The organism is Microvirga sp. BF8, from assembly GCF_059888585.1.
Genome location: NZ_CM187619.1, coordinates 268,892 through 288,387 on the forward strand (window position 1 = coordinate 268,892; position 19,496 = coordinate 288,387).

The following is a 19,496-nucleotide window of genomic DNA, read 5'->3' on the forward strand; positions in this document are numbered from 1 at the left end:
ACCGATGCTTGCATTTATTGTTAGGCGCATTTTCCAGGCTATTGGCGTTCTGTTTGCGGTCGGGATTATCGCATTCTCGATGTTTCGCTTCGCCGGCGACCCGGTGAACCAGATCGTCTCAATCGATACGCCTGTGGCTCAGCGGGAAGAGGTTCGAAGGTCACTCGGGCTCGACGATCCAGTTCCAATCCAATTTGCCCGTTATCTGGCGGGTGCCGCGCAGGGAGATTTCGGCGTTTCCTATCAGTTCCGCCAGCCAGTCTCCGATCTTCTCGCTGAGCGGATGCCGGCGACACTTGAACTCGCATTTTGCGCGACCGTCTTCGCTGTCGTCTTTGGCATCTTGATGGGTGTCTATTCCGGTCTCAACCGGGAGAGTGCCTTGGCAAAGCTGTTTCAGGCCCTCTCGCTGGTTGGCATATCCCTCCCGACATTTCTCATTGGCATCCTGCTGATTTATCTCTTTGCCGTCACTTTAGGGTGGCTGCCATCCTATGGACGTGGAGACACGGTCCGGATCGGCTGGTGGTCAACCGGCCTCCTTACATCCTCGGGTCTGCTGGCCTTGATCATGCCGTCGGTTACCCTTGGGCTCTTTCAGATGACGCTGATCATGCGCATCGTTCGTGCCGAAATGCTGGAGGTACTGCGAACCGATTACATCAAGTTCGCGCGCGCACGTGGCCTCTCGACACGCGCGATCCATTTCGGGCATGCGCTTAAGAATACCTTGATCCCGGTCATAACCATTATCGGACTGCAATTGGGATCCGTGATCGCCTTCTCCATTATCACGGAAACGGTGTTCCAATGGCCCGGCATGGGTCTGCTTTTCGTCCAGGCGGTCCAGAATGTCGATATTCCAATCATGGCGGCGTACCTGATGCTCGTAGCGTTGATCTTCGTGATCATCAATCTTGCCGTCGATATCCTTTACACGATTGTCGATCCGCGGCTTCGAGCGACCATTCGACAGCCAGCGTAAGGTGGTGACATGAGCAGTACCTCACAGGTGTCTTCCGCCACTCCAACACGTCCCGTGTCCTGGTTCGCGCGCTTTCGTGATGGCGATATATGGGCCAGTTTCAAACGGTCCAAGATGACCATGGCTGCGGCCGTGTTGACATTGATCTTCCTTGTCGCGGCTATCCTTGCAGGCGTTCTTTCTCCTCAGAACCCATTTGATCCGGCTCAACTAGAACTCCTCAACAGTCGTCTCCCTCCGATATGGGAAGCAGAAGGGCACGTTCCGTTTGTCCTCGGCACGGATGAACAGGGAAGGGATATCCTTTCCGCCATCCTTTATGGCCTGCGGATTTCCCTCCTCGTCGGGTTTCTCGGGGTAGCTTTCTCGGCCACCCTGGGTATCACGTTGGGGCTTGTCGCCGGCTATTTCGGTGGAATTGTCGATACGCTGGTCATGCGAATTGCCGACGTCCAACTGACATTCCCTGCAATTCTCATTGCTCTTTTGGTCGACGGTGTCGTGAAATCCGTCTTGGGGAGCGATCTCGATGCGGTCACTGTCCTCTCTGTCCTCGTCTTTTCCATTGGTCTGAGCTTCTGGGTCCAGTATGCGCGAACCGTGCGCGGTTCCGTTCTGGTGGAGAAGAACAAAGACTATGTGGCGGCTGCAAAACTGATAGGTCTTCCGACCCATTCGATCCTGCTCAAACACGTTCTCCCAAACGTGACAGGTCCTGTTCTCGTAATTGCGACGATTAATCTTGCGCTCGCGATCATTACGGAGGCAACCCTTTCCTTCTTAGGTACCGGGATGCCCGAGACAATGCCCTCCCTTGGAACCTTGATCCGCATCGGGAATAACTACCTGTTCTCGGGAGAATGGTGGATCGTGGCCTTTCCTGGTTTCGCTCTTGCTGCGCTGGTCCTGGCAATCAACCTGCTGGGCGATTGGCTACGGGATGCGCTCAACCCAAAACTGCGATAGGAGATTGGAACATGAACGATCCAGTTCTTTCCGTTCGCGACCTCAAGGTGGAGTTCGTAACACGGCGTGGCATTCTAACAGCGATCGACGGCGTTTCCTTCGACATCGCGCGGGGGGAAGTACTTGGTGTCGTCGGGGAGTCCGGTGCGGGTAAATCCGTGACAGGTTCCGCCGTCATCGGACTCATTGATCCACCCGGACGCATTGCCGCGGGAGAAATCCTTTTGGCGGGGAAGCGGATAGACAATCTTCCACCCGAAGATTTGCGCAAAGTCCGTGGCAAACGGATTGGCATGATCTTTCAGGACCCTCTGACCAGTCTCAACCCGCTTTACACGGTTGGTGAGCAATTGGTCGAAACCATTCGGACCCACACAAGCTTGCCAGCCTCAGGCGCCCGCAAGCGGGCTATCGACTTATTAGCCGAGGTCGGGATTCCAGCTCCTGAGCGGCGGATTGACAGTTACCCGCACGAGTTTTCCGGCGGGATGCGTCAGCGCGTCGTTATTGCACTCGCGATTTGCGCGGAGCCTGAACTTATCATCGCCGATGAGCCGACAACGGCATTGGACGTCTCGGTGCAGGCCCAGATCATCTCCTTGCTAAAAAAGCTCGGACGTGAACACGGCACGGCGATTATGCTCGTAACGCATGATATGGGCGTCATCGCGGAGACTGCCGATAGGGTTGCAGTCATGTATGCTGGGCGGGTTGCGGAGATCGGGCCCGTTCAGCAGGTCGTTCAAAACCCCCTCCACCCTTATGCGCAGGGGTTGATGGGTGCCATCCCTTCGCTTCGCGGCGACACTCTCCGCTTGACCCAGATCCCCGGGTCAATGCCGCGTCTCTCGGCCATACCGCCAGGCTGTTCCTTCAACCCACGCTGTCCCTTCGCGTTCGAGCGCTGCCGTATCGAGCGGCCGGATGCGATCGCCCGCGACAAACACCCTGTTGCTTGTCATCTCTATGACACATCCCCAACTCCAGCCGAGGCCGCCGCGTGACGAATAAGTCCTACGTCGACATCAAGAATCTGCGCCGCGTTTTCGACGTGTCGAAGCCGTGGCTCAACCGTGTGATCGAGGGTGGGGACCGCCAGTTCCTGAAGGCTGTCGATGGTGTATCGTTTGAAATCGCCAAAGGAGAAACCTTCGCGCTGGTCGGGGAGTCCGGTTCAGGAAAATCGACTGTCGCCCGAATGGTCGTCGGCCTGCTGTCCCCAACCGAGGGTGAGGTGACAATCGATAGCGTGCCTATGGTTGGCAGTGCCTCGGCAGGAGAGCGCCAAAAGCTGCGCCGCCGCATTCAGATGATCTTTCAAGATCCGTATGCCAGCCTCAATCCGCGCTGGCGCGTATCCGATATTGTTGCAGAGCCCATTCGCGCTTTCGGATTGATAGAAGGCGAGACCAGGATACGCGAACGCGTTGGCGAGCTCCTGTCACTCGTTGGTCTTCATCCTGCAGATGGTGTGAAGTTTCCGCACGAATTTTCAGGCGGGCAGAGACAACGCGTTGCAATTGCGCGTGCACTGGCCTCCAATGCGGAGTTCATTGTCTGCGACGAGCCAACTTCGGCGCTCGATGTCTCTGTTCAGGCGCAGATCCTGAACCTCATGCGGGATCTACAGGATCGCTTCGGGCTGACATATCTCTTCATCAGTCATAATCTTGCTGTCGTAAGACACATGGCCACACGTATCGGCGTCATGTATCTCGGACGCATCGTCGAGATCTCGGAAGGCCGTGAATTGTTCGCGCATCCGAAGCATCCCTACACACGAATGCTTCTGGATGCCGTACCGGATATGGAAATGACAGGTCGTCAGCGAGTCCCTGTGAGCGGAGAGGTTCCCAATCCGATCGACCCTCCGACAGGGTGCACCTTCAACCCACGTTGTCCTTTCGCAAATGAGAGGTGCCGGTCTGAGGCACCGCTTCTGCAAGGCGGCGTTGCCTGTCATGCCTTTCATGAAGGACGACTGACAGCGCTGGCACCTGTTGCAGCCTGAAATAAGAGCGGTCTCGGATACAAACTACGCCGTTCTCATGCCTTCAGGTCCAAACAGGTTGCACCAAATTCGCCAGGAGACGAAAAGCGCCGGGCACAAGTTTGTCGAGTTGGTGGTGAAGGACGAGGCTCACATGAGTGTGTTGCCCCTTGCCGATTCTGCCCGAAATCAAACCGCCCGAGAGCGGCGCGTCGCCTGGATCATTCATGGCCAAAAGCGGGACATACACCGAGTCCCAGCGTGCTGCGAAGTAGATTCCGCGTTCCTTGTCCCATCCGGCCCAATCCGCGGGGCCGATTCTGTTCGGACCTTTCAGGAGGGGATGGTCGGGAGCCAGAACGGCCACAGGTGCATTCGGATCGCTGACGCGCCAGCGTAGGGATGGAGAGCCGATCTCAAGCGGACGTGGTGGGGTTTCCAGCGGATCCCACCCGTCGGTGGGCTTGTGATAGAGGGTCACAAGATGCCCTCCGGATTCGACAAAGGCACGCAGCTTGCTGGTCGCCGTCGCCAGGTCTCTCCGCCGGCCAAATGCAAAGATACCTACAACGATCGTTGTGTAATCAGAGAGATCACCGCGGAGGTCCTCTTGGTTGAGCTCTGTTACAGCGAGTCCTAAGCGAGTGAGCCAGAGCCCGACTCGGTCATTGCCACCTCCTACATAGGCAATTCGCGCTCCCTCCGGTAGCCGCAGGTCAAGTGACAGGATGTCGATGCCCTGACGACGAAGGAAAGCGGTCCTTCCGACGTGGGGGTAGGCGATGGGAGTTACCCGATAGGCGGGGCGCCCATCAATCCTGGGTTCGAAGCGGTAGTGTCCCTCTTGGGGTCGGTTGAGTGGATCGATCCTGATTTCGTTTGCTCGGCAGGCAACACTCCATCCGTCGGGGTGCTCAAACGTTATTGGAACTTCTGATGGGCCCCCGATATCAATTCCCGCTCTCAGGGGAACAGCCTTGTCATGAATGCTGATAACGAAAGCGTCCGGTTCCAGCGCAACGGAATGATGTGGGACAATTTGCAACGGCTCTTCCAGATCAGCCACAGTCCGGATGGTTCTTCGATTGGCCTTTGCCGTCAGAGCAAGACTCACTTCGCCATTGCCGCCAAGCGAACGGTGGCGCCGCGGATAGAGCATTGTGGCCAACGCATCTCCGGAAACGGCACAAAGGAGCGTCGTCACTCCGTCCGTCTCGCCTCTGTCCAAGACCGAAATATGCTCGGGAAGGATCGGCGTTATTGTGGTCCCGTTTTGAGGGACATCGCTACTGACATGGAGGCGGAAACTGTCGCCCGGAGACACACGGTTGGGATCGGCCCAGGCTCGCACCCGCACGCCGCTGACTTCACACAGGATGTCATCGAGTTCGCGTAGCTTATGGGAGAGCCGGCAACTCAGATCCTCGTGACCAGTAATCTGGCATTCGATAAGCGCACGGTCGATGGCACTGGCGGCTGCGAGGGCTGCATCGCGAATGACGTCATTGTTCGGAAATGCCGCTTGGGCACGCTCAATGTCCATTTGCGCCGCGAGCAGAAGGTCTGAGGCTTCAGAGGACAGGCCACTGGACGTGGCGAGTGCGCCGACATTTGCCTTGAGACCGTCCCGGATGTCGCCTTCCGATAGGACTGTGCCGTTTGCTGTTATGAGCAGATGAAGTGGCCAAGCCTGCTTGGGACGATCAAGCCACACACCCATTCCCTGGGAAAGGTGCGCCATGCGGGACCATTCGCCAATCCGTGCGAACGGAACTCCAGTCGCAGCATCGTTCCCAGGAGATTGGACGAGTAGAGTTGCTTCTGGAGGCGGAACCTCATCGTCGTAGGTTGCACCGCCGCCGGACCAAGCCGGCAAGTAGAACTTGGAAACCTGCCATGGTCGAAGGCCTTCAGAAAAGTGGTGCGGATAAGCACCGGGATCGGCTGCCCGTTCAATGGCGACTTTCGCCGCTCGTGTCATAGCACGGTGGTGTCCGTGTTGCCCCGGAACATCCAGAAAGGTCGGGATGACGATATCCGGTCTCTCTTCGCGATAGGCGCGCACGAGACGCTCGACAATGCGATCCTCGCCCCAACGTGCGAGAGTGTCGTCGCCACTCTTTGAAAAGCCGAAATCATGAACAGGATCCTCCGGACCGTGCCCCAGCCAGACAACATCGGCATCAAGGATTGCCGCCGCTGCCTCCATCTCACGGGTGCGCAGTAGGCCGAGTGCGGCGCCTCGCTCGGGACCAAGGGCATTCTGGCCCCCTTCACCGCGGGTCGAGCACGCAATGACAATTCGCATGCCAAATCCGAACCTTAATGCGGCAAGCATGCCGTTCGCTTCGTCGTCCGGATGAGCACCTGTATTCATGACTGTCAAAACGGACGAGAGACGCTCCAACTTGCGGTGAAGACGTAGTAGCGCTGGATCTGCCATCTCCCGTGCTATGCGCTCATGGTTCAGCAGCATTCGGCTTGCTCCGTTGTGACTAACTGCCCCCATCGGCCGGAGCCGTGTCGAGCCTTGGCGTCATGGTTTCGAGAAGAGGCAGGGCTGCTGCGCCGAGTGCGGCCGTCAGGATCCCGGTTGTTCCCTGAAGAATGCGAGGGACCATTCTTTGACGACGGCTGGCAACAGAGAGAGGCAGGGGAGCCAGGGCCTCGACTAGATCGTCGAAGACCGCACGAGGCAATGCGCCGCCGATGATGATGCTTTCCGGATCGAGCAGGTTCTCCAGCATCCCGATCACGGGTGCAAGGTGACCCGCGGCTTCGTCGATCCATTCACGTAGGAGCGGATGCTGCATTCTGTGGAGAGCGTCGAGATCGGCGGGGCCTGTGCACAAGAGTCCCGCTGCAGCCAGTTTTTCCTTAAGTCTATGAAGGGATGCATAGCGCTCCAGACAGCCACGGTTCCCGCAGGGGCAGGGGCGCCCGCCCGGCGATACGACGAAATGACCGATTTCGCCGGCATTGCCGAACGCCCCGCGGAATGGGCGACCATCGGCAACGATGCCCAGTCCGAGGCCAGCACCAAAGTATATCAGGCAATAATTCTTCAAACTCCTTGCAACGCCGTGCAGCCGCTCGCCTACGGCGGCAGCCGTCGCGTCGTTTTCGAGAATCGTTGGCTTCCCAATGGCATTGCTGAGCAAGCTTGCAGCGTCCAGGTCGAGCCATCCGGGAAGAGTGGTCGGGCCAACGGAGCTCATCCCATCGATCTCGAAGGGACCGGGCATCACAACGCCGACGCCGAGAAGCCTTTCGACCGAGCCAGGGATCTCCGAGCAGACTTTCGCAATGCCGTCGGTCAAGCGCGGTATGATATGGTGGGGACTGGGATCGATGTCGCTCAATGTCGTACACCGCTGGGCGCGTATACGGCCTGTGAGATCGACGAGAACCATGACCATCCGGTCCGCGCCAATCTCGACCCCGATCGTCATTCCGCCGTCCGGGTTTACAGCCACTTGGACCGGAGGTTGGCCACGCCCTGAGCGAAGGCGCCCGCGCTCCAGCAGAAGTCCGTCATCAAGCAGCTCTGCAACAATATTCGAAACAGCCTGTGGAGTGAGGTGAGCGAGACGGGCGATTGCTGTTCGCCCAATTGGGCCATGAAGTCGAACGACGTCCAAAACAACCCGACGGTTGTGCGTGCGGTTGCGCTCGGGATTGCTACCGATTGCAAGCTTCGCGGTCGGTACAGGCTTCTGACGCGGCATCGCATATTGCTCCGATGCGACGATGCCGGGACCTTGGGAATAACTCAAGTAAATTATTTTATTGACAGCGATGTTCCGTCAAGCGAGCCTTGCGTAAGAGCGGCGTACTACGCTCTGAACAAGGGAACGTTCGCCATGCGGATATCTGTCCGGATGGTCTCATGGAGGGTCGTCATGCGTTTGCGGAAAATGATTGCAGGTCTCGCCTTTGGTTTCAGCGTCATGGCAGCCAATGCCGCGAGCGCAGTCGAGATCGAGTACTGGCAGTATGTGTTCGATACCCGCGTCAAGGCGATGGATCAGCTGATCCAGAAGTTCCAGGCGGCTAATCCGGACATCAAGGTCAAGCATACGACGTTTCCCTATGCGGAATATCAAACGAAGGTCGCTGCAGCCGTCACGGCTGGGCAGGGGCCGGATGTCGTACAGCTATTTTACGGATGGCTTGACGGTTTCGTTTCCGGAAAATTGATTCAGCCACTGCCAAAAGAAGCATTTCCGCAGGACAAGATCGAATCCGAGTTCTTTCCGATCGTCGCCGCCATGAAGCGCAATGGCGAATATTATGGTCTTCCAACAGCGGTCCGCTCTCTCGCCCTGTTCTACAACAAGAAGCTCTTCCAAGCGGCCGGTCTCGATCCCAATAAGCCGCCGCAGACTCTGGAGGAGTTCGTCGCCGCGGCAGAGAAGACCGTGAAGCGCGATGCCGCTGGAAATATTCTCTCCGAAGGTTTCGCCATGGATATGGCAGGCCAAGATCACCAATGGTGGCGCGAAGTGCTCGTTCGACAGAATGGCGGCGTTCCCTATACGGACAATGACCGAAAGGTTGCATACAACGATGCGGCGGGCCTAAAGGCTTTGCAATTCTATGTGGATCTTCAGAAGAAGCAAAAAGTTGGCCAAGTCGGATTCATGGATGAAGCACAGGCCGCATTCAAAGGTGGCCTAGCGGCTATGACAATCGATGGAACCTTCCGCCTGGGAGCGTTCTCTTCCATCAAAGCCTTCGAATGGGGCGTAACTGAACTTCCCATGGCAAACGGAGTTCGGAGCAACTATGCAAGCTATTTCGCCAACGCAATTACCAGCAAGGTGACAGGCGAAAAGCTCGAGGCGGCGAAGAAGTTTCTCGCCTATGTCAGCTCTCCCGAAGCGATGGGTATCTGGATGAAGGTCGTTGGAGAACTCCCAGCGCGGCGGTCGGCTGCCCTGACCCAGGAAAATCTGGCCGATCCGATCTACGGTCCATTCCTGAAAGGCCTCGAATATGCACACACGACCCTGTTCGTCGATGAGGCAGGTCAACGTCAGGTTGCTATCGACATGGTCAACCGCGTCCTGATCCAAAATCAGGACCCGAAAGACTCCCTCGCCGAGGCTGCAAAGGCGGAGCAGGCGATCATCGACCGCGCCGCGAAGTGAGGTCGAAATGACAGCAGCATCGTCAGGACGATCCGGGTACGTCCGAACTGGGCTGAGCCTTCGCCATAAGCAAGTGCTCTGGGCTTGGTCGTTCCTGGCGGTGCCGATTGTCTTTTATAGTGTCATTCGCTTTTGGCCGACGCTTGAGGCGTTCGCATTATCCTTCACCGACTGGAACTTGTTGAGGCCAGCCTCATTCAATGGCCTCGACAACTATATCCGTCTCAGCACGGATCCGTTGTTCTGGCAGGTGTTTCGTAACACCACCCTCTACCTCGTGATCGGAACACCACTCAGCCTGCTGATCTCATTCGGGATTGCCTACTATCTCGACCGCATCACATTTATGCATGGCTTCATTAGGGCTCTCTACTTCCTGCCCTTTCTCACCACAGCCGCCGCCATGGCCTGGGTTTGGCGTTGGTTCTATCAGCCGCTGCCGATCGGAGTTGTGAATGGATTGCTGACATGGCTGGGACTTGCTCAGCAGCCATTCCTGCGGTCAACACAACAGGCACTTCCTGCCGTCCTTGCACCGGCGATCTGGGCCGGCCTGGGCTTCCAGATTATCATTTTCATGGCCGGAATCCGAGCGATCCCATCGTCCTATTACGAGGCCGCCCGTATCGACGGCCTTTCTGATATTGCGATCCTTCGGAAGATCACGATCCCTCTGCTCAGGCCGACGATCATTTTTCTTGTTGTGTTCTCGTCCATCGGATTTCTGAGGATCTTCGATCAGGTCTATAATATGACGTTCAACGATCCGGGTGGTCCTCTTAATACAACAAAACCCATCGTATTGATGATCTATCAAACAGCCTTCAAGTCGATGGAAATGGGATATGCATCGGCACAGACGGTTATCTTGTTTCTAGTTCTTCTAGCCTTGTCACTTGTTCAACTTCGCTTGCTCAGGGATCGTTGACAATGTCGATGGCTAAGCCTCCTTCTCAAATCACGCAGAGAGCCCTCCCTGTTCATCCTGGCCGTATCGTAGCTTGGACCTTGCTGGCTCTTGGCGGCATCGTGATGGTAACCCCAATTCTCTTTATGCTGTCGACATCTCTCAAGGATGCTTCGCAGGTTTACGATCTTCGCCTAATTCCAGAATCCCCCACTCTGGATAATTACAAGGTCGTTCTTTCCGACGGACGCTTCCTTCGTTGGTTCGTGAATTCGCTCGTCGTCGGGATCTGCGTGACGTTGTCGAATGTCTTTTTTGACTCCCTGGTTGGATATACGTTGGCGAAATTCCAATTCCGAGGTCGATATTTTATTTTCCTTGCGATTCTCTCGACACTGATGATCCCCACAGAGATGCTTGTGATCCCGTGGTATCTTATGGCCAGTAGCTTTGGGTGGATCGATTCTTATTGGGGCATCATGTTCCCCGGCATGATGACTGCTTTTGGTACTTTTTTGATGAAGCAGTTTTTTGAGACTGTGCCCGACGAATTTCTGGAGGCCGCACGCGTCGACGGACTGAACGAATTCACGATATGGTGGCGGGTCGCTATGCCCCTTGTGACGCCTGCCTTGTCGGCACTGGCGATTTTCACTTTCCTCGGGAACTGGACTGCCTTCTTCTGGCCGCTAATCGTCACCAACAGCCGTGAGCTCTATACGCTTCCCGTCGGCCTTTCGAGCTTTGCTGTAGAACAGGCCATTCAATGGGAAATGATCATGACGGGTGCGAGCTTGGCGACAATCCCGACTTTAATCATTTTTCTTCTTCTCCAGCGGTATATCGTGCGCGGTGTCATGCTGGCCGGCCTCAAGGGATGACCATGGCGAGCACGACAGATCCTCATCTCGAGGACGACAGCACTTTTCCGGACCCGGTCTATAAGGACACCGTCCTCAGACCGCTCTTTGAAGGTGCCAAGGCTCACTACATAGATGGCTTCCGACGCATCGACCGTGCGCATCTCGTCATGCTTTACGAAGTGGGCATAATCGATGCAGTGCAAGCGGCTGCCATCGCAAGGGCCCTCGTGAGTATCGATGCGGATCTCGATATTGCGTCCCTGACCTACACAGGGGAGGTCGAAGACTTTTTCTTCCTCGTAGAGAAGGAGCTTAAGGGAAGGCTTGGACCGGATCTTGCCGGTCGGCTTCATACGGCGAGGTCGCGCAACGACATTGACCATACCCTCTTCAAGTTCGTTCTCAAGGATCGGATTGATCTCCTCCTCGGAAAGGCACGCTCTCTGGCGGGCCAGCTGATTGAGGTTGCTACGCGAGAAATGGCGACAATCATCGTCGCCTATACGCATGGCCAGCCTGCACAGCCAACAACCTTTGGGCACTACCTTGGCGCTGTCATCGAAGTATTGCTGCGGGATATTGATCGTCTCGCTGAGGCTCGAAATATCGTCGATCGTTCCCCTATGGGCGCGGCTGCCATTACGACGTCCGGGTTCCCGATCAGCCGCGCGCGCGTGGCCGAGTTGCTTGGTTTTTCCTCGCCCCTTCAGAATTCCTACAGTTGTATCGCCGCTGTAGATTACATCACGTCCACCTATTGTGCGATTGAGCTGATGTTCCTCCATTTGGGGCGGGTCATTCAGGACATGCAATTCTGGACAAGCTTCGAAGTCGCACAGATCTACGTTCCAAATGCGTTTGTGCAAATCTCCTCGATCATGCCGCAGAAACGCAACCCGGTTCCTATCGAACATATGCGGCACCTTGCGTCGCAGACGTTTGGCCGTGCACGAGCCATGATCGACATCATGCATAATACGCCGTTCACGGATATGAACGACAGTGAGGGCGAGACGCAGGCCATGGGGTATGAAGCTTTCCGCTCCGCGGGCCGTGTCCTTGACCTGTTCGCCGCGCTGATCGCTGCTGTCCAGGTAAATGAGTCGCGCGTGCGAGAAAACATTCGGCGAAGTTGCATTACAGTTACCGAGCTTGCCGATAGCCTGGTTCGCCAGGAGGGTCTCTCCTTTCGAGAGGCCCATGAGATCGCGGCGGCAGTGGCGAAAGCCGTCGTTGCTATTCAGGGCGACATCGCACAGGATGGCTATGCGGCATTTCAGGATGCGTTTACTGCGGCAACAGGCCGTCAAACGACAATTGATAGGTCCGCCTACGCGACAATTGTTTCTTCTGAGAACTTTGTTGCGATCCGCGACCGATTTGGCGGTCCTGCACCAAAGCCAATGCGCGAGGCTCTCGCAGCGTATCGATCCCAGCTCGACGCCCTTGCGAACCAAGCGGACAGAACTGCAGCCCGGGAAACTGCCGCTGCATCTGACCTCGATAGGCAGTTTCATTCCCTGATGGGAGTTGCATGATGGCAGCCATCGCGCTTGAAGGTCTCGCAAAACGATACGGTAAGACCAAGGTCGTCCACGATATTGATCTTTACGTACAGGATGGTGAGTTCGTCGTCCTGGTGGGGCCCTCGGGCTGCGGAAAGTCGACTACGCTCCGGATGATTGCGGGTCTTGAGGACATTTCCTCCGGGACGATTTCGATCGATGGACGGATCGTCAATGAAGCTGAGCCGAAGGACCGCAACATTGCAATGGTGTTCCAGAACTACGCTATCTATCCGCATTTGAGTGTAGCGCAGAACATAGGCTTTGGCCTCTACACGTCCCGATTGTCGGAACCCGACAAGAAGAAGCGTATCGCCGAGACTGCGCAAATCCTTGGGCTGGAGACGCTTCTCGATCGCCGCCCATCTCAACTTTCGGGCGGTCAGCGCCAACGTGTTGCGATCGGACGCGCAATGGTTCGCGATCCTGTTGCTTTTCTCTTCGATGAGCCGCTGTCCAATCTCGACGCGCAGCTACGCGCGCAAATGCGATTGGAAATCAAGAAGCTGCACCAAAGGCTGGGCAAGACAATCGTCTTTGTGACACACGATCAGGTAGAGGCGATGACGCTGGCGGATCGTATTGTCGTCATGCGGGACGGCCGGATCCTTCAGGTTGGGACTCCGATCGACCTCTATGATAGTCCGGCTGACATCTTTACAGCGCGGTTCATCGGTAGCCCTGCAATGAATCTAATTCCCGCAAGACTCGCGCCGACATCGGCTGGTCTTGTTGTAGAGCTGGAAGGTCAGGAATCCAATATTCCGCTAAAATCGGGATTATGCTCGACAGAGCCAGGGGCAAAGGTCGTTGTCGGTGTACGCCCACATGACCTGCAGGTTGGCGGCTCCAGCGGTACGCCGGGTTTGACTTTGACCGGCAAAGTAAGTGTTGTTGAGCCACTTGGATCGGAAACGCTTGTTCACATCGATATTCCTGGTCTCTCGGTTATCGCAAGTGCTCCCGGCAAGACAGCTCCAAAAACCGGTGAACTGATTCATGCCCGTGCGCCTCTAGGAAGCCTCTATCTCTTTGATGCCGATTCCGAACGTGCCCTATGCAGGATGTAGCCGCCGCGTCTCCAGTCCGGAATGGTATTCTCTGCCTCGGTCGGACTTACTGCGATCTAATATTCACCGGCTTGGATGCGCTGCCCTCTCTGGGCCGAGAAGTCTTTGCTGAGAACGTTGCCATCGTACCTGGCGGCGGCGCCTTCATCACGGCCGCTCATCTTGTTCGGATGGGGCGCTTCACATCGCTGGCGACACGCATTGGCACTGATGCGCTATCCCGAGAATTGGATAGCGCACTTGCTGACAGCGGCGTCAATCTGACGTTTGTAGAACGCTCGCCTGACGCCGGGCCGCAGCTTACCGTCGCAGCAGTGCTCTCTCAGGATAGAGCATTTCTGTCTCATCGAGCAGGACATGGTCGCCCGGCCACGCTGCCGGCTGCATTATCTGCCCCTGGAATCCAGCATATCCATATTGCGGAATACGCGACTCTTGTGGAGCATCCGGATCTCATTCGGCATGCGAGGAGTCTTGGGTTGACCGTTTCGCTCGATCCAAGCTGGGACGCGGCACTGATGGACGACCGCGCATTTCTCCATGCATGCGACGGGATCGACGTATTCTTTCCGAACGAGGAGGAGGCCAGGGCACTCGCGCGGACGGATGATGCCGAGAAGGTGCTATCGTATCTCGAACGCCACTTTCCTCTAGTCGTTCTCAAACAGGGTGCACAGGGAGCGGTGCTTGCATACGAAGGGAAGCGCATTGAATTTCCCGCCCCCAAAGTCCAGGTGGTCGATACCACCGGCGCTGGCGATGCATTCAACGCGGGATTTCTGCACAGCTGGCTCGATGGCAGCAACCTTCAGACATGCCTCGCTGCGGCAGTCAGATCTGGCAGTCTGTCAGTGCAGGCCGCAGGGGGCGTTGCTGCCCTGGAGTACCTGAAGACTTCCGGGTAGAGCGGGCCGGAATTGGCGAACTAGGCAAGCGGCTAAGACCTTTCGACTCGTCCGCTGCGCACTTTGCTCCAGATCTCTTTACGCCGCCACTCTCACAACGAGAGCCCATAGACCATACGACGGCTACGGGCTCTCGCGACTTTGTTGGCAGAGGATCCCTTCTACGCGGCGCGGATACTCCGCAGGAATGTCTCGACCTCCTGTGTGAGCACGGACGAGTTGCGTGCGAGTTCTCCTGCCGATGAAAGAACCTGGGCCGCAGCAGCACCTGAATGGGTTGCCGCTTCCTGGACATGCGATATGCTACCATTGACTTCACGAGTGCCGCGGGCGGCCTCATTCACCGACCGAGCGATCTCCTGCGTCGCTGCCTGCTGCTCCTCTGCGGCGGCTGCTACGGCCGCTGCAATCTGATGCATTTCCTCAATCGTCCGGCTAATTTCGCGAATGGCTCCCACTGCCTCGCGGGTGTCCTGCTGGATGCGATTGATCTGGAGCGAGATTTCATCTGTAGCTTTAGATGTTTGGTTGGCCAGTTCCTTTACCTCGGAAGCTACAACAGCAAAGCCTTTGCCCGCCTCGCCGGCACGCGCAGCTTCGATCGTCGCATTCAAGGCGAGGAGATTGGTCTGGCTTGCAACATTGCTGATGAGGGCCACCACGTCGCCAATCTTCTGAGCGCTGTCCGCAAGGGCCTCGACGCGCGCATTCGTTGTCTGAACTTTCTCGACTGCCGCAGACGCTATGCGGGACGATTGTGATACCTGAGTCCCAATCTCGCTGGCAGATGCCGCAAGCTCCTCGGTTGCCGCCGCAACGGCCTGAACATTCGACGATGTTTCTTCAGACGCATCGGCGACGACACGGGACTGTTGATGTGCCTGCTGAGCTACGGATGTCATGGCTTCTGCAGTCGATTCCATCTCCTGTGCAGCTGCGAACAACTGTTGCACAAGCCCACCAACACTTCCCTCGAAGTTGCTTGCAAGGGTCATCATCTCTGTGCGGCGTCGCTCCGCAGCAGCCTCGTCAGCATGTTCCTGATTGCGCCTCAACTGATCTGCTTCTGTCATCGCTGACGAAAAGACCGACATCGCGCTCCAGATATCGCCAATCTCGTCCTTGCGGATTCGGGCCTGGCTCAGACGGTAGTCGCCCGATGCGAGTCTCTGAATGGCAGTGGCAACAGCTTGAAGAGGACGCGAGATCTGAAGATGCCCGACGATCCCCCCGATGGCGAGGCCGCCTGCCAAACCAGCGAGAGTCAGAGCAATGAGAATCACAAGGCGATCCTGGGAAGCGCTATGCGCCGTGGCGTTGATTTGAAGGAGGGCATCATTGCTCAGCTTCGTGATGTCGTCGATGCTTTGCTGGAACGCCTTTCGATTTGCGCGATTCGCTTCGTTGAATCCTTGCTCGGCAGCAGCTTCGGGAGACACTTGGGTGCCAAGACGGGCAGTTTCCATTCGAAATGTCTTGAAGTCGGCAGCGTCTTTCTTCAGGCGCTCAAACAGAGCCTGGTAGTCGGATGGAATAAGCGGTGCCCACTGCTCGAGAAGCTTGTCGATTTGTCCGAGAAATGTCGCGGAGCCCTTAGCATATTGCTGTGCTTCGGTGGTGTCCTTTGCCGCGTAGATGCCACGGCTTTCCATCACGACAGCCGTGACGAGGCGATTCAGGCGCTCACTGTAGAGAGCCCGTGTCGAGGCGGCCTGTCCCTGGTCCAGTGCTGAGTCGAGGGAGCGGAGAGCGTCGATGCTGACTCCTGAGACGGCTACAGTTATGAGGCTGAGTGCACCGATCAGGGCGAAGATCTTGGTTCGTATTTTCATGTTTGCTTCTCGGATCAAAGACCCTAGCTACCTAACGTAGCGGTAGTAAAATTTTCATAAAGAGTTTCAGGGGGTAAACGCAATTTTATGAGAAATGAAATTGCATGAGAGACCAGGGCCGAAGAAGTCACGTACCAGGGACTATCCACTAGGGCTTCTGCCTGAAGGTGCATTGCGCGAACAGGTCGTCTCTGCGAAACTTTCGGTTCGTTGAAGTCGGATGAGGAGCGGACCAATGACCCGCGCGATGCTCTTTACACCGTTCCGGTTGGGGCGACTTGAATTCGCAAATCGCATTGTCATTGCACCTATGTGCCAGTACTCGGCCGAGAACGGGTGCATGACCGATTGGCACCTTATTCATCTGGGGCAGCTCGCGCTCTCAGGTGCTGCTCTCCTGACCATTGAGGCGACAGCCGTCTCGCCGGAGGGGCGGATTACATATGCCGATGTTGGCCTTTATTCGGATGAATGCGAGGTTGCCATGGAGCGCATCCTCAAGAGTGTGCGGCGCTGGTCGAAGATGCCGATTGCCATTCAATTAGGGCACGCCGGACGAAAGGCATCCACGGAAGTTCCCTGGAAGGGAGGCAGGCAGGTTCCGCCCGATCACTCCAACGGATGGCAGACGGTCGCGCCCTCAGAAATGCCATTCGAACAGGGCCAGAACTCACCCTTGGCTTTGGAACAGGACGGACTTGCGCGGCTGAGAAATGCCTTTGCCGACGCGGCCATGCGAGCTGCCCGTCTTGGCCTTGACGCGGTTCAGATCCATGCAGCGCATGGTTACCTGCTCCACCAGTTTCTTTCACCGCTGTCGAACCAGCGTCGCGACGCCTATGGGGGGTCGCTCGAAAACCGCATGCGGTTTCCACTTGAGGTATTTGACGCGGTTCGAGCTGCATTTCCACCTGACCTCCCTGTAACGGTGCGTGTGTCCGGAACAGACTGGGCCGAGGGTGGCTGGTCGATTGAGGAGACTGCAGTCTTCGCAAAGGCTCTTGAAGCACACGGCTGTAGCGCCATCCATGTCTCCAGTGGTGGACTTACACCGGTACAGCGGATCCCCGTAGGGCCCAGTTACCAGGTGCCGCTGGCGCGCAAAGTAAAGGCTGCTGTCTCGATGCCGGTCGTGGCGGTGGGCCTCATTACGGACTATGTGCAGGCCGAGGCCATACTCAACACTGGCGATGCTGATTTCATCGCCCTGGCTCGCGCTATTCTCTACAATCCCCGCTGGCCTTGGCATGCAGCCGCACATTTTGGCGCGTCCGTTGCGGCACCGAGCCAGTACCTTCGCTCCCAGCCTCGGGAGTTCCCCCACCTTTTCGACACGCCTTCAGAGGATTGATGGATAGTCCGTGTAGATAGTGCTGGTTCGTCTACCTGGCAGCGATGATCCGCCGAGTGCTCAAGTGGGTGCCGCTGTAGGCCAGTATTGGATTGCCGCCTTTAAGCACTATCTGGAGCGGTTGGTCGACATAGTCATGAGAGGGTGGCCTTCCAGCAAGGTTCCAATGGATGCCCAAAGTTCGGCTCTCGTCTGAGCGCCGAGCCTGCGTAGAAGTTCGGCGGGATCCCATCGCGAGCAGAAGCCAGGAATATCGACCGCGGAGATCGCGGGGCTGAAAAGGTAACCCTGGGCAAGATCGCAGCGGTTCGTGCGCAGATAGGCGGCCTGGGATTCTGTTTCAATGCCTTCTGCGATGATCGTAATTCCCAGGCTCTTACCAAGTTGAAGAACCGCTTGCAGGATGGCGGCATCTCGCCGGGAATCTGTCAGATCCTGGATGAAAGAACGGTCAATTTTGATGCTATCGACTGGAAACTGCTTCAGGTGCGACAGTGAGGCATATCCCGTTCCGAAGTCGTCAAGGGCGATCGTCACGCCTGCGACACTCAGCTTTTGAAGGGCCCACTCCACCTTTTCTTCTCCTCGACCCAGGAAGACTGTTTCCGTCACCTCCAATTCAATACAATGGGCAGGGACACCTGCGCGGCGCAGACGCGTAAGAATACAATCGGCAAAATCGTCATTACGGAATTCTGCGGCCGTTGCATTAATGGCCACTCTCCCAAAATCCAAGCCTAGACTTTGCCAGGTACGCATGTCCGACAAGACCAATTCTTGCATGCGCTCGCCCAGCAGAGGAGCCAAATAGGGATCTTCGAAAGCCGCCTCTATTTCTGCGGGCATTCTAAGCTGCCCTTGTTCATCTTCCCATCGCAAGAGCGCTTCAAACCCGACAATTCGACCAGAAGCCAAGTTGATCTTGGGCTGATAGAACGGCCGGATCCACTGCTTGTCTATCGCGTTCCGCGCCCTCTCGCACATGAGCGCCCGATCGCCCTCGTCAAGGCTCGACATGTGCTGGAGAGTTAAACTCAACCGGTCCTGAACAGAAGTACGCAACAGCTGCACTATAAACCTCATATCATGTGAGCTGTCAGCGGGCTGGCAACACTACTCCAAAATCTAACGAATCAATCTGCGACCACAAGAAAAATGAGGCCGTCTCGGCCCCAAAAGCCCGAAAAACGTGTAGTAGGATTAATTGCGACCCCAAATTCAGGATGCCCATGCGCCCTCGGATCCCGCGATCGTCCGAATCCTGTCGTTTCCTGGGTCCGTTGCGCGACTTGCTTTGGGCTCTCCTCGTGACCCTAAGGGCGCCGCAGAGGCCCAAAACCTTCGGACGGAGCCACCTTATGCCGGGACCCCGTTCCTTTCCTGAACGATCCGGACTTAACCTTTTATAGATGACCGCCCTGTATTGGTTTCCCTTAAGGAAGATGCTTGTGCCACAGGCCTGCTTACCGAGGTTCCATAGGGACCGGATGCCGTCCTATTAACCAAGAAGTTCAGCTCGTGAAACATTGCCTGATTGTCGATGATTCCGCCGTCATCCGTAAAGTTGCGAGACGCATCCTGGAAGAGATGGCATTTGGAATTTCTGAGGCCGAGAACGGGGAGCTGGCATTGTCCATCTGCCAATCGCAGATGCCCGATGTCGTGCTTCTTGACTGGAACATGCCGGTCATGGACGGTTATGAATTCTTGACACGTCTTCGCAGCATGCCTGGCGGCGAGAAGCCCAAGATTCTTTTCTGTACGACTGAAAACGATATCGGGCATATCACGCGAGCGCTCCAGGCTGGTGCTGACGAGTATATCATGAAGCCCTTTGACAAGGACATCATGGCCGCGAAGCTCCAGGAAGTTGGGCTAGCCTAGTGCGCTGCACTGAATTTGGGAAAGT

At 56.5% G+C, this 19,496-nt stretch carries 16 protein-coding genes; 12 read left to right on the top strand and 4 right to left on the bottom strand.

Annotated features, from left to right (window positions below; translation table 11 throughout):
• The first annotated feature begins 4 nt into the window (after window positions 1-4).
• From AC522E_RS01210 to AC522E_RS01225, 4 genes are read left to right on the top strand one after another with little or no spacing between them, the layout of a single operon-like run.
• Complete coding sequence (locus AC522E_RS01210; RefSeq protein WP_500748595.1) at window positions 5-985, top strand: ABC transporter permease; 981 nt, start codon at window positions 5-7, stop codon at window positions 983-985.
• 9 nt (window positions 986-994) lie between these two features.
• On the top strand, window positions 995-1,951 hold the full coding sequence (locus tag AC522E_RS01215) for an ABC transporter permease (protein ID WP_500748596.1): 957 nt from the start codon (window positions 995-997) through the stop codon (window positions 1,949-1,951).
• Window positions 1,952-1,962: 11 nt separating this feature from the next.
• A complete protein-coding gene (locus AC522E_RS01220) occupies window positions 1,963-2,955 on the top strand; it encodes an ABC transporter ATP-binding protein (RefSeq protein WP_500748597.1) in 993 nt (330 codons plus the stop codon).
• Complete coding sequence (locus AC522E_RS01225; protein WP_500748598.1) at window positions 2,952-3,962, top strand: ABC transporter ATP-binding protein; 1,011 nt, start codon at window positions 2,952-2,954, stop codon at window positions 3,960-3,962. Before AC522E_RS01220 ends, AC522E_RS01225 begins: the two co-directional genes overlap by 4 nt.
• A gap of 43 nt (window positions 3,963-4,005) precedes the next feature.
• Here the strand turns inward: AC522E_RS01225 and AC522E_RS01230 are convergent, their stop codons facing one another.
• Entirely contained in the window at window positions 4,006-6,417 is a 2,412-nt protein-coding gene (locus AC522E_RS01230; RefSeq protein ID WP_500748599.1) for a PIG-L family deacetylase, read from the bottom strand.
• Between the two features lie 19 nt (window positions 6,418-6,436).
• Complete coding sequence (locus tag AC522E_RS01235; RefSeq protein ID WP_500750548.1) at window positions 6,437-7,669, bottom strand: ROK family protein; 1,233 nt, start codon at window positions 7,667-7,669, stop codon at window positions 6,437-6,439.
• Between the two features lie 174 nt (window positions 7,670-7,843).
• Here AC522E_RS01235 and AC522E_RS01240 point away from each other — a divergent pair, with 174 nt between their 5' ends.
• Genes AC522E_RS01240 through AC522E_RS01265 form a run of 6 tightly spaced genes read left to right on the top strand, consistent with a single transcriptional unit; the run spans window position 7,844 to window position 14,404 of the window.
• The gene (locus tag AC522E_RS01240; RefSeq protein ID WP_500750549.1) at window positions 7,844-9,094 is read left to right on the top strand and encodes a sugar ABC transporter substrate-binding protein; all 1,251 of its coding nucleotides are present in this window, start codon (window positions 7,844-7,846) and stop codon (window positions 9,092-9,094) included.
• 7 nt (window positions 9,095-9,101) lie between these two features.
• Window positions 9,102-10,022 (top strand): carbohydrate ABC transporter permease, encoded by a 921-nt coding sequence (locus AC522E_RS01245; protein WP_500748600.1) that lies wholly within the window; start codon window positions 9,102-9,104, stop codon window positions 10,020-10,022.
• Between the two features lie 8 nt (window positions 10,023-10,030).
• Window positions 10,031-10,882 (top strand): carbohydrate ABC transporter permease, encoded by an 852-nt coding sequence (locus AC522E_RS01250; protein WP_500750550.1) that lies wholly within the window; start codon window positions 10,031-10,033, stop codon window positions 10,880-10,882.
• Between the two features lie 2 nt (window positions 10,883-10,884).
• Window positions 10,885-12,402 (top strand): argininosuccinate lyase, encoded by a 1,518-nt coding sequence (argH, locus tag AC522E_RS01255; protein WP_500748601.1) that lies wholly within the window; start codon window positions 10,885-10,887, stop codon window positions 12,400-12,402.
• Entirely contained in the window at window positions 12,402-13,499 is a 1,098-nt protein-coding gene (locus AC522E_RS01260; RefSeq protein ID WP_500750551.1) for an ABC transporter ATP-binding protein, read from the top strand. Before argH ends, AC522E_RS01260 begins: the two co-directional genes overlap by 1 nt.
• Window positions 13,487-14,404, top strand: a complete 918-nt coding sequence (locus AC522E_RS01265; protein ID WP_500748602.1) for a carbohydrate kinase family protein — start codon at window positions 13,487-13,489, stop codon at window positions 14,402-14,404. The genes AC522E_RS01260 and AC522E_RS01265 overlap by 13 nt, the downstream gene beginning before the upstream one ends.
• Window positions 14,405-14,565: 161 nt before the next feature.
• On the opposite strand, the gene AC522E_RS01270 is transcribed toward AC522E_RS01265, so the two are convergent.
• Window positions 14,566-16,236, bottom strand: a complete 1,671-nt coding sequence (locus AC522E_RS01270; protein ID WP_500748603.1) for a methyl-accepting chemotaxis protein — start codon at window positions 16,234-16,236, stop codon at window positions 14,566-14,568.
• A gap of 235 nt (window positions 16,237-16,471) precedes the next feature.
• On the opposite strand from AC522E_RS01270, the gene AC522E_RS01275 reads away from it, so the two are divergent.
• Window positions 16,472-17,587 carry an NADH:flavin oxidoreductase/NADH oxidase gene (locus AC522E_RS01275; protein ID WP_500748604.1) on the top strand — a complete coding sequence of 372 codons (1,116 nt, stop codon included), beginning with the start codon at window positions 16,472-16,474 and terminating at the stop codon, window positions 17,585-17,587.
• Between the two features lie 108 nt (window positions 17,588-17,695).
• On the opposite strand, the gene AC522E_RS01280 is transcribed toward AC522E_RS01275, so the two are convergent.
• Window positions 17,696-18,658 carry an EAL domain-containing protein gene (locus AC522E_RS01280; protein WP_500748605.1) on the bottom strand — a complete coding sequence of 321 codons (963 nt, stop codon included), beginning with the start codon at window positions 18,656-18,658 and terminating at the stop codon, window positions 17,696-17,698.
• A gap of 447 nt (window positions 18,659-19,105) precedes the next feature.
• Between AC522E_RS01280 and AC522E_RS01285 the strand changes: the two genes are divergently transcribed.
• Complete coding sequence (locus AC522E_RS01285; RefSeq protein ID WP_500748606.1) at window positions 19,106-19,471, top strand: response regulator; 366 nt, start codon at window positions 19,106-19,108, stop codon at window positions 19,469-19,471.
• The last annotated feature ends 25 nt before the right edge of the window (window positions 19,472-19,496 follow it).